Raw genomic sequence first — 9,293 nt, 5'->3', positions numbered from 1 at the left:
GGGGGGGAGGGGGGGGCGGGGGGGGGGGGGGGGGGGGGGGAGGGGGGGGGGGGCGGGGAGGGGGGCGGAGGGGGGGGGGGGCGGGGGGGGGGGGGGGCGGGGAGGCTGCGGGGGTGGGGGGGGGGGGGGGGACTGATCATTGCCTGGCGTGGATCTGCGGCAGCAGCCTGGGGCAAGATGAAGGTCTTCCGCAGGAGCCCTGACCATGCGCGGCATCGATTTCAGTTCCTGGCAGGGCGTGCTGTCCACCCTGGCCGGGTTGGTCCTGATCACCCTGCTCGGCGTGGGCATCCGCCTGCTGGTGATGCAGACCCTGCAGCAGCGCCGCGAACGAGAGAACCGGCAGATCAATGAGCGGCTGCGTACCTTGATGGCGGCCTACAAGACGCTGGGCGGCTCCTTCACCGGTGAGCTGGGGGTCGATCCAACCCACCTGCGCGACCTGCGCCAGCGGGCCCACGAAGAAGGCATCGCCGAGCCGGGCTCGGATCGGGCCCGGCGCATCCGCGATGCGGTCGAAGCGGCCTTGTCGGACATCCTGCTGCTGGGCACCGACGAGCAGGTACGGCTGGCCGCGCGCGCTGCCAGTGAACTGGCACAGGGGCGTGCGGTGCACACACACGAACTGGTGATCTCGCTGCGCGACTTCGTCCGCGAGGCGCTGGACCTTGCGCCGATACCGGGCGACCTGGAGATCCCGCGCCAAGGGCCTACCCGCCCTGCGGGCAGCGGTGGCGGAAGTGGCAAGGGCCGCAACGAGGGCGACGCCAAGGGCGGTCGCACCGGTGGAGGTGGCGGCGGTGGCGGCGGCATGGGTGCCGGAATGGGCGGGCTGGGTGTTGGTGCCGGTGCTGCGCTGGGTGCCGGCCACGCGGCCGGTGAGGATGAAGCGGGCGCCCGCTGAGGACGCCCGCCCGGGTCAGCGCTTGAGTTCGAAGATCGGCTCGAATCCGCCGTAGATCATCCGTGCACCGTCGAACGGCATGGGATTCTTCGACGGGTCCAACCGCGGGTCTTCCATCATTTTCTGCATGCCTGCATCGCGGGTGGCCTTGTCCGGCCACTCGATCCAGGAAAACACCACGGTCTCCTCCGCCGTGGCTTTCACCGCGCCGAAGAAGTCGGTGGTCTTGCCGTGCGGCACGTCATCGCCCCAGCACTCGACCACGCGCAGCGCGCCGTGTTCGAGGAACACCACGTCGCCGCTGCGCGCGTGGGCGAGGAACTTCTCCTTGTTGGCGGTGGGCACCGCCAGGACGAAACCATCGATGTAGCTCATCGCTTGCCTCCGGAATGGACCGTGCCAGGTGCACGGCCTTCATTGAGTCGACGCTTCAGGGCACGGCAAATCGACATCGATTGCCGCGCCATTGAATCGAAGCGCGTGCGCGTACCGCGCGCGTATGCCTGAGCCTTGCTGAATCAATGCAAAAAATTCAGCAATGCGAAGACCGCTGTTTTCAGGGAGCGTTGTGGCGAATAACGGAGAATTTACATTCCCGATGCGATGGCGCCCTGGCGCTGCTGCACACCATAAGAAAGTAAAGGTGTACCCCCATGAAGAATTCGCTGATTGCTCTGGCTCTGGCCGCTGCCCTGCCGTTCACCGCTTCGGCCGCCGAAAACCTGTCCTACAACTACGCCGAGGCTGACTACGCCAAGACCGACGTTGACGGCATCAAGGCTGATGGCTGGGGCGTGAAGGGTTCCTACGGCTTCCTGCCGAACTTCCACGCTTTCGGCGAGTACAGCCGTCAGGAAGTCGACCACACCAACATCAAGGTTGACCAGTGGAAGGTCGGTGCCGGCTACAACGTCGAAATCGCTCCGTCGACCGACTTCGTTGCCCGCGTCGCCTACCAGAAGTTCGACCAGAAGCACGGCCTGGATTTCAACGGCTACAGCGCTGAAGCCGGTATCCGTACCGCGTTCGGTGCCCACGCTGAGGTCTACGGCCTGGTCGGTTACGAAGACTATTCGAAGAAGCACGGCGTCGACATCGACAGCCAGTGGTACGGCCGTCTGGGTGGTCAGGTCAAGCTGAACCAGAACTGGGGCCTGAACGGCGAGCTGAAGATGAACCGCCACGGCGACAAGGAATACACCGTCGGCCCGCGCTTCAGCTGGTAATTGCATCTACGGCGCGCCCGCGCGCTGTTCGTGCTGAAACAGGCCCGGCATTGCCGGGCCTGTTGCGTTGTGGGGAATCAGAACAGAGTCTGACTGCGGTGCGCGGCGTCATGTTGCATTGCAATGAATTGGATTCCGCCACCGCCAGTGGCGGCCTACGGTGGATATCCCGTGCTGCCGGATACACCGCGATGCCGCCCGTACTCCCACCGCTGCTCCCCGACCGGCCGCGCCGTCTGGCGCTGCTGGATCCGCATCCGGTGCTGCGGCTGGGGGTGGAAGTGCTGCTGCACCAGCACAGCGGCGTGCACGTGCGCGGCAGCTACGCCAACGAAGATGACCTGGTGGAACTGCTGCAACGCGAACCCGGCTGCGTTGACCTGCTGGTGATCGATGCGCTGCCGCTGGGGGATCTTGGCGACGGGTTGCAGCTGCTGCGCGGATTGTCCCGGCGCTGGCCCAGCCTGCCGATACTGGTGCTGTCGGCGCACTGCAATGCCAGCACCGTGGCCACGACGATGCAGGCCGGCGCACGCGGCTTCCTGTCCAAGGCGACCACGCCGGAAATGCTGCTGCGCGCGGTGGACGTGGTGGCCCGCGGTGGGCGGTTCGTGCCCCCGGAGCTGCGCACGCAGCTGAATCGATCGCGCGCGCGGCGCATGTCGGCGCCCAGCCTGACGCCACTGAGCCGGCGTGAACGCGAAGTGCTGCGGCTGGTGCTGCAGGGGTGCAGCACCGGCGAAGTGGCCCGGCGCTTCCAGCGCTCGGCCAGCACGATCAGCACGCAGAAGAAAGCGGCCTACCAGAAGCTCGGCATCCGCAGCGATGTCGAACTGTTCCGCATCCGCCACCTGCTGGAGTATGGCTGACGGGCGCGCTTACTCGCCCTGGTACTGCTTTTCCTCGACCAGCGCCGAACCGGCAACACGGTTGATCTCGTTCTTCACCTGCACGCGTTCGCCGTTGGTGCCGTACACGCCGCGCGCCAGCTGGATGAACGCCTCGTCGAATACCTGCGCCGCTTCCTTGTCGCGCAGCTGGTCCTGGATCTCCCACATGCGCTCGTTGATGGCCTTCAACTGCGTCTTCAACGCGGCCAGTGCCGGCTGCGCGTCAAGCTGCTGCTGCAGCAGCGGCAGCAGGCCGTCAAGCTCGGTGCGTACGTTGGCCAGCTTGGTCGCATCGTCGATGCGCTCGGCCTTGATCTCGAGAATGGTGATCTTGTCGATCAGCTCGCCGATCGATACCGGGGTCAGGATGGCGTCCACGTGGTTGGTTCCTGGAAATAGGCCCGCATGATACCGCGCCCACCGCAGCGCGGATTTACGCTGAATTTGCGCTGGCACGGCAGCATCGCCATCGAACCGTTACGGCCCTGCCATCGACACTGCCGTCCCGGCGGACAGACCGCCTTCGACGAGGAAGTGAGTGCAGTGAAGAGCAAGGGGATGATCGTGGCCAGCGCGGCCGCACTGGCGGGGCTGCTGTGCGCCGGCAGCGTGCAGGCGCAGGTGCAGGTGAGTGGCACGGCGGCATTGACCAGCGACTATGTCTGGCGCGGCAGTTCGCAGAGCGAGGGCGATCCGGCCGCGCAGGTGGGGGCAAAGGTGACGGTGGGTTCGGGCTGGTATGCCAGCGCATGGGGATCGAATGTCTCGTTCACGCCGGACAGCGGGGCACGCAGCGAGTTCGATCTCGTCGCCGGCTGGTCCGGCGCGCTGTCGCCGGACTGGAGCCTGGATGCGAACCTCACCCGGTATGTCTATCCGGGCACTGGCCGCGCACTGGACTGGACCGAACTCAATGTCACCACCACCTGGAAGCAACGCGCCTGGCTGCAGGTTGCCCACTCCAACGATGCCCTGGCCGGCGGCCGTCGCGGCACCTACGCACAGCTGGGCGTGCGGGTGCCGTTGAACGAGCGCGTGCGGTTGGAAGCGGCGGTGGGGCAGTACTGGCTGGCCACCGCGCAGGGGCCGGACTACCTGCATGGCCAGCTCAGTGCCATTGCTACGTTGACGCCGGCCTGGGAACTGCGCGCCACCGTGCATGACACCGACAGCGCCGCCAAGCGTCTGTTCCCGGGCAATGCCGGTGGACGCTGGGAACTGGCGCTGCAGGGCAGCTTCTAGTCGGCCGACGCGGCCTGGCGTGCGCGCCAGGCACTGGGCAGCCACACCAGCAGGGCCAGTACCGCCACCGCGGTACCGGCCACGCATACGCCGGTCCAGCCGAAACGCTGGTAGACCTGTGCCGACAGCAGCGAGCCCAGCGAACCCCCGATGAAATAGCCGGTCATGTAACCGGCATTGAGGCGGTTGCGTGCCTCCGGCTGCAGTGCGTAGATCAGGTTCTGGTTGCTGACATGCAGCAGCTGCGCGGCCAGGTCCAGCACCACCACGCCGACCAGCAGCGCCAGCAGCGAATGCGCCGACAGCCCCAGAGGCAGCCAGGACAGCAGCAACAGCACCAGCGCAATGGCCGTGGCCCGGCCGGTCTGGCCACGATCCGACATGCGCCCGGCAAGGCCAGCAGCCAGCGTACCGGCGGCACCGACCAGCCCGAACAGGCCGATGGTGGCGTCGCTGTAGGCATACGGCGGCTGCGCCAGCAGGAAGGCCAGTGGCGTCCAGAAGATCGCGAACATCGCAAAGCTGCACGCGCCGAGCAACGTGCGCTGGCGCAGCACCGGCTCCTGCACGAACAGCGTGCCGATCGAGCGCAGCAGCGCGAAGTAGCTCAGCCCGGCGCTGTGGTGGAAACGCGGCAGGCCGCGCTGCAGGGCCAGCGCGGTCAGCACCAGCGTACCTGCAGCGATCGCATAGACCAGGCGCCAGTCGCCCAGGCTCGACAGCAGCCCGGCCACGGTGCGTGCCAGCAGGATGCCCAGCAGCAGCCCGCTCATCAGCGTGCCGACCACGCGGCCGCGATGCTCCGGTGCGGCCAGGGTGGCGGCGAACGGCACCAGCACCTGCGCCACCACCGAGAACAACCCGGTGATCGCGGTACCGGCCAGCAGCCATGGCAACGACGGCGCGCACGCGCTGATCACCAGCCCGCTGGCCGACAGCAACGTCATCACCACGATCAGCCGGCGGCGCTCGAACAGATCACCCAACGGCACCAGCAGGATCAGGCCAGCGGCGTAGCTCAACTGCGCAGCGGTCACCACCATGCCGACCTGGCCGAAAGGCACGCCGAAGGCATCGGCGATGGTATGCAGCAACGGCTGCGCGTAGTAATTGCTGGCCACCGCGACACCGGTGGCGACCGACATCAACAGGATCTGCCAGCGCTGCAGGGGAGGAAGGGAAGGGGACACGCGATGTTCCGTGAAGCAGGGCAGCACAGTGTCCGCCTGCTGCGATCATGATGGAAATGAATCATCATCATCGCTGTCATCTGGAATTGAGATACGGGTGTGAACCTGAAGCAGCTCGAGTTCGCCGTGGCCCTGGCTGAAGAGGGCAACTTCACCCGTGCGGCCGCGCGCTGCCACGTCGTGCAGTCCGCCCTGAGCCATCAGATTGCCCATCTGGAGCAGGAGCTGGGCACGACGTTGTTCGAGCGGCTGCCGCGCCAGGTGCGCGCCACCGCGGCGGGAGAGACGTTGCTGGTGCACGCCCGGCAGGTGCTGGCCAGCCTGCGCCACCTGCGTGCCGATGTCGCTGCCGTCAGTGGTGACGTGCGCGGGCTGCTGGCGATCGGGCAGATCTCGTCGCTGACCGGCGTCGACGTGGTGGCCATGCTGGCTGCCTTCCAGCAGCAGCACCCGCAGGTGGAGTTCCAGTTGCGGGTGGACAAGAGCGAGACCCTGCTGCAGCAGGTGCAGTCGCGCGCACTGGACGTGGCGCTGGTGGGGCTGGCGCCGTCGGCCCATCTCGAGGGCGTCTGCCACCAGATGCTGCAGAAAGAGGATCTGGTGGCCGTGCTGGCGCCGCAGCATCGGTTGGCCACGCGCCAGCGGTTGCCGTTGGCGGCGCTGCAGGATGAGGCCCTGGTCGATTTCCCGCAGGGGACCGGCGCGCGCCGGCAGACCGATGATGCGTTCGCCGCAGCGGGCCTGCCGCATCAGGTGCGTTTCGAGGTCAACCTGATGGAACTGGTCGAGCGCTTCGTCCGCCACGGCCTGGCGGTGGGCATCGTGCCGGTGCGGATCGCCGACGGTTTCGAAGGGGTGGTGCAGGTGCCGCTGCAACCGACCCCGACCCGGCGCGTACATCTGGTCTGGCAGCGCCTGCCGACGCCGGCCGCACGCGCCTTCGTCGACGCCGTGCTCAGCTGCGCAGGCGCAGGCTCAGGCCCTTGAGGAAGTTGCGCAGCATCTGGTCCAGGCAGCGCCGGTAGTTCTTGTGGCCGGGCTGGCGGAACAGCGCGCCGAGTTCGGATTTGGAGACGTTGAAGCCGATGCTGGTGAAGATCTCCATCATGTCGACATCGCGCAGCTGGAAGGCCACGCGCAGCTTCTTCAACACCAGGTTGTTGTCGATGCGGGTTTCCACCGCGCGCGGCGCCTGGCCCTCATCGTGACCGCGCAGGTGCAGGATCAGGCCATCGAGGAAGTGCGCCAGCGCACTGTCGCTCATCGGCTGGAAACCCGGCTCGTCTTCACGCAGCAGCCAGGCCTTGGCCTGGTCGACATCCACTTCGAACGCCGGATCGGCCATCTGGCACAGGGTCACCACGTGGTGGTCGCCGAGGTCCAGGGAATAGCGCACGCTGCGCAGTACATCATTATTGATCATGGCCCATTGTACCGGCCCTGCGGCTGTAACCGGATTGTCACCGGATTGCAGCATCGTGAGCGCTGTTCTGCAGAGACCCTCTCCAATGCGCCGGTACCTCCTTTCCGTTCTGCTGGCCGCCAGCAGCTTCGCCGCCACCGCCCAGGACCGTTTCGTGCCCGTGGAGCAGCGTCTCAGCGCGGCCCAGCTGGCTGAAGTGGACCTGGACGCGACCCAGCTGCAGACCCTGAACCGCGTGCTGCGCGAGGCCGAGGCATCTACGCCCGTACCCACGCGGGCGGCGGTTGCGGCCAACACCGGCGCGCCGGTGCCGGCCAACGTTCCCGCCCCGGCGGCGATGCACCTGGGCCTGGAAGAGGGGCCGGTCAGCGCCCGCGTGGTCGGCGACGTTGCGGGTTGGCAGCCGGGCACAGTGTTCACCCTCGACAACGGTCAGCAGTGGCAGGTGATGAAGGGCCAGATGAAGCTGCGCAAGACCCTGCAGGCACCGCAGATCGAGGTGATTCCGGGCATTGCCGGGCGCTGGTTCCTGCAGGTCGACGAAGATCTGCCGAAGGCACGCGTGTTCCGCCTGCGCTGACCACGCGCACCGCAGCGGGCCGATCAGGCAACGCAGCCGTGGGCCGACGGTGCCAGAATGGCGGTCTGGTTTCCCACGGAGTTGTCTGATGACCCGAACCGTCCTGATTACCGGCGCCACGTCCGGCTTCGGCGCCGCTGCCGTACACCGCTTCGCCCAGGCGGGCTGGAAAGTGATCGCCACCGGCCGTCGCAGCGAACGCCTGCAGCCGCTGGTCGAGCGCTACGGCAAGGAGGTGGTGCACGCGGCCGTGTTCGACGTGCGTGATCCGGTCGCGATGGAGGCGGCACTGCTGGCGCTGCCGCCGGCCTTCGGTGACATCGATCTGCTGGTCAACAATGCCGGTCTCGCCCAGGGCACCGCGCCGGCGCAGAGCGCCAGCCTGAAGGACTGGACGACGATGATCGACACCAACATCACCGCGCTGGTCACCCTGACCCATCGCCTGTTGCCGCAGCTGGTGGAGCGCAAGGGCGCCATCATCAACATTTCGTCGGTGGCCGGTGTCTATCCGTATCCGGGCGGCAACGCCTATGGCGGCACCAAGGCGTTCGTCAGCCAGTTCTCGCTGGGCCTGCGTTCAGACCTGCACGGTACCGGTGTACGCGTGACCACCATCGAGCCGGGCATGGCCGAAACCGAGTTCACCGTGGTCCGCACCCATGGCGACCAGGTTGCGTCGGACAAGCTTTACACCGGCGCCAACCCGATGACCGCCGAAGACATCGCCGAGCAGATCTTCTGGGTGGCGAGCCTGCCCCCGCACCTGAACATCAATCGCCTGGAACTGATGCCGGTCAGCCAGTCGTTCGCCGGTTTCCAGGTTGCCCGCGAGAGCTGATCCGCCGTCTGCAGCGTCGAGCCCGGCGCTGCACGGGCAAAAAAAAAAAGCCGGGCAATGCCCGGCTTTTTTCATTATGCCCGCACGCTTACTGCGCCTTGATCGCCATCGCCTGCAGGCCGGTGCCATCCAGCTTCTGCTTGGCTTCGGAAAGCTCACCGGCGGTGCCATAGGGCCCCATGCGTACGCGGTACACGGTCTTGCCGTTGATCTGCGCCGACTCCACGCGTGCGGCCAGGCCCATCATCGCCAGCTTGGCCTTGGTCGCTTCGGCATCGCCGGACGCGCCGAACGCACCGGCCTGCAGGATGTAGCGGGCGTTGTCGGCCGGTGCCGGGGCTGCTGCAGTGCTGGCGGTGGCCGGCGCGGTTTCGCTGCGTGCCGCAGGAGCGGCGGCAACGGTGCTGGTGCTGGCCGGCGCGGTGGTGGCCGCTGGCGCGGCGGTCGTCGGGCGTTCACTCACCGGCGTCGGCAGCGGACGGCTGGTGGCGGTCACCGGCGCGGTGCTGGCAACGCTCGCCGTCGCCGCAGGGGCTGCGGCCGCAACCGCCGCCGGCACGGGCTTGCCTTCCAGTGCGGCCTGCGCGCGCTGCGCTTCGGCCTTGCTCCGGCGCTGTTCCTCGGCGCGCGCGCTGGCGGCCAGTTCGGCGTCGGACATCTCCACTTCCTTGCCAGGCAGCAGGGTGTAGAAGTCGTACTGGGTGGCGGCCGGCTTTTCCGGCTCAGCCGGTTTCGGCGTGACCGGCTGTGCGGCCGGCTGGGTGCCGACATCGCCTTCGCCATCGGCCACCGGCGCCGGCTGCGCGTTCGGGTTCGGCTGCGGACCGGCGCGCAGGAAGCCATCGCCCTCGCCCTTGAACAGGTTCGGCGCCGCCAGGAACACCACGGCGGCGATCGCCACGCCGGCAACCAGCCACACCCATCCGGGCGTGCCTTGGCTGCTGTTGCGCCGAGCCTGTGTCTTGCCGCGTCGTGCTGCCATGTCTACTGCGTCTCC

General features: G+C 67.6%; 12 protein-coding genes. 7 read left to right on the top strand and 5 right to left on the bottom strand.

Going from position 1 to position 9,293, the window contains the following annotated elements:
* Positions 1-205: 205 nt before the first annotated feature.
* Positions 206-904: a hypothetical protein gene (locus tag BW38_RS06330; RefSeq protein ID WP_032977044.1), complete on the top strand. Its 699-nt coding sequence runs from the start codon at positions 206-208 to the stop codon at positions 902-904.
* Between the two features lie 15 nt (positions 905-919).
* Here BW38_RS06330 and BW38_RS06335 read toward each other — a convergent pair whose 3' ends face one another.
* On the bottom strand, positions 920-1,279 hold the full coding sequence (locus BW38_RS06335; protein ID WP_025878363.1) for a DUF1428 domain-containing protein: 360 nt from the start codon (positions 1,277-1,279) through the stop codon (positions 920-922).
* Positions 1,280-1,557: 278 nt separating this feature from the next.
* On the opposite strand from BW38_RS06335, the gene BW38_RS06340 reads away from it, so the two are divergent.
* Complete coding sequence (locus tag BW38_RS06340; protein ID WP_025878364.1) at positions 1,558-2,130, top strand: Ax21 family protein; 573 nt, start codon at positions 1,558-1,560, stop codon at positions 2,128-2,130.
* A 191-nt stretch (positions 2,131-2,321) separates the two neighbouring features.
* Positions 2,322-2,999 (top strand): response regulator transcription factor, encoded by a 678-nt coding sequence (locus tag BW38_RS06345; protein ID WP_032977042.1) that lies wholly within the window; start codon positions 2,322-2,324, stop codon positions 2,997-2,999.
* Between the two features lie 9 nt (positions 3,000-3,008).
* Here the strand turns inward: BW38_RS06345 and BW38_RS06350 are convergent, their stop codons facing one another.
* Positions 3,009-3,398, bottom strand: a complete 390-nt coding sequence (locus BW38_RS06350; protein ID WP_025878366.1) for a DUF6165 family protein — start codon at positions 3,396-3,398, stop codon at positions 3,009-3,011.
* Positions 3,399-3,563: 165 nt separating this feature from the next.
* Between BW38_RS06350 and BW38_RS06355 the strand changes: the two genes are divergently transcribed.
* Positions 3,564-4,262, top strand: coding sequence for a TorF family putative porin (locus tag BW38_RS06355; protein ID WP_032977047.1), 699 nt, complete (start codon positions 3,564-3,566; stop codon positions 4,260-4,262).
* On the opposite strand, the gene BW38_RS06360 is transcribed toward BW38_RS06355, so the two are convergent.
* Positions 4,259-5,452, bottom strand: coding sequence for an MFS transporter (locus BW38_RS06360; RefSeq protein ID WP_025878368.1), 1,194 nt, complete (start codon positions 5,450-5,452; stop codon positions 4,259-4,261). The genes BW38_RS06355 and BW38_RS06360 overlap by 4 nt on opposite strands.
* Before the next feature lie 99 nt (positions 5,453-5,551).
* Between BW38_RS06360 and BW38_RS06365 the strand changes: the two genes are divergently transcribed.
* Positions 5,552-6,439, top strand: a complete 888-nt coding sequence (locus BW38_RS06365) for a LysR family transcriptional regulator (RefSeq protein ID WP_032977040.1) — start codon at positions 5,552-5,554, stop codon at positions 6,437-6,439.
* Here BW38_RS06365 and BW38_RS06370 read toward each other — a convergent pair.
* Positions 6,408-6,875 (bottom strand): DUF1456 family protein, encoded by a 468-nt coding sequence (locus BW38_RS06370; RefSeq protein WP_025878370.1) that lies wholly within the window; start codon positions 6,873-6,875, stop codon positions 6,408-6,410. The two genes, BW38_RS06365 and BW38_RS06370, sit on opposite strands and share 32 nt — an antisense overlap.
* Positions 6,876-6,960: 85 nt before the next feature.
* Between BW38_RS06370 and BW38_RS06375 the strand changes: the two genes are divergently transcribed.
* Complete coding sequence (locus BW38_RS06375; RefSeq protein ID WP_032977038.1) at positions 6,961-7,455, top strand: hypothetical protein; 495 nt, start codon at positions 6,961-6,963, stop codon at positions 7,453-7,455.
* Between the two features lie 88 nt (positions 7,456-7,543).
* Entirely contained in the window at positions 7,544-8,296 is a 753-nt protein-coding gene (locus BW38_RS06380; protein WP_025878372.1) for an SDR family NAD(P)-dependent oxidoreductase, read from the top strand.
* Between the two features lie 88 nt (positions 8,297-8,384).
* Here BW38_RS06380 and BW38_RS06385 read toward each other — a convergent pair whose 3' ends face one another.
* On the bottom strand, positions 8,385-9,278 hold the full coding sequence (locus BW38_RS06385; RefSeq protein WP_032977036.1) for an SPOR domain-containing protein: 894 nt from the start codon (positions 9,276-9,278) through the stop codon (positions 8,385-8,387).
* Positions 9,279-9,293: the final 15 nt, after the last annotated feature.

The organism is Stenotrophomonas sp. RIT309 (assembly GCF_000632045.1).
Taxonomy (GTDB): Bacteria; Pseudomonadota; Gammaproteobacteria; order Xanthomonadales; family Xanthomonadaceae; genus Stenotrophomonas; species Stenotrophomonas indicatrix.
The sequence above is the reverse complement of the archived record's forward strand: the minus strand, read 5'-3'. Positions and strand labels throughout refer to the sequence as shown.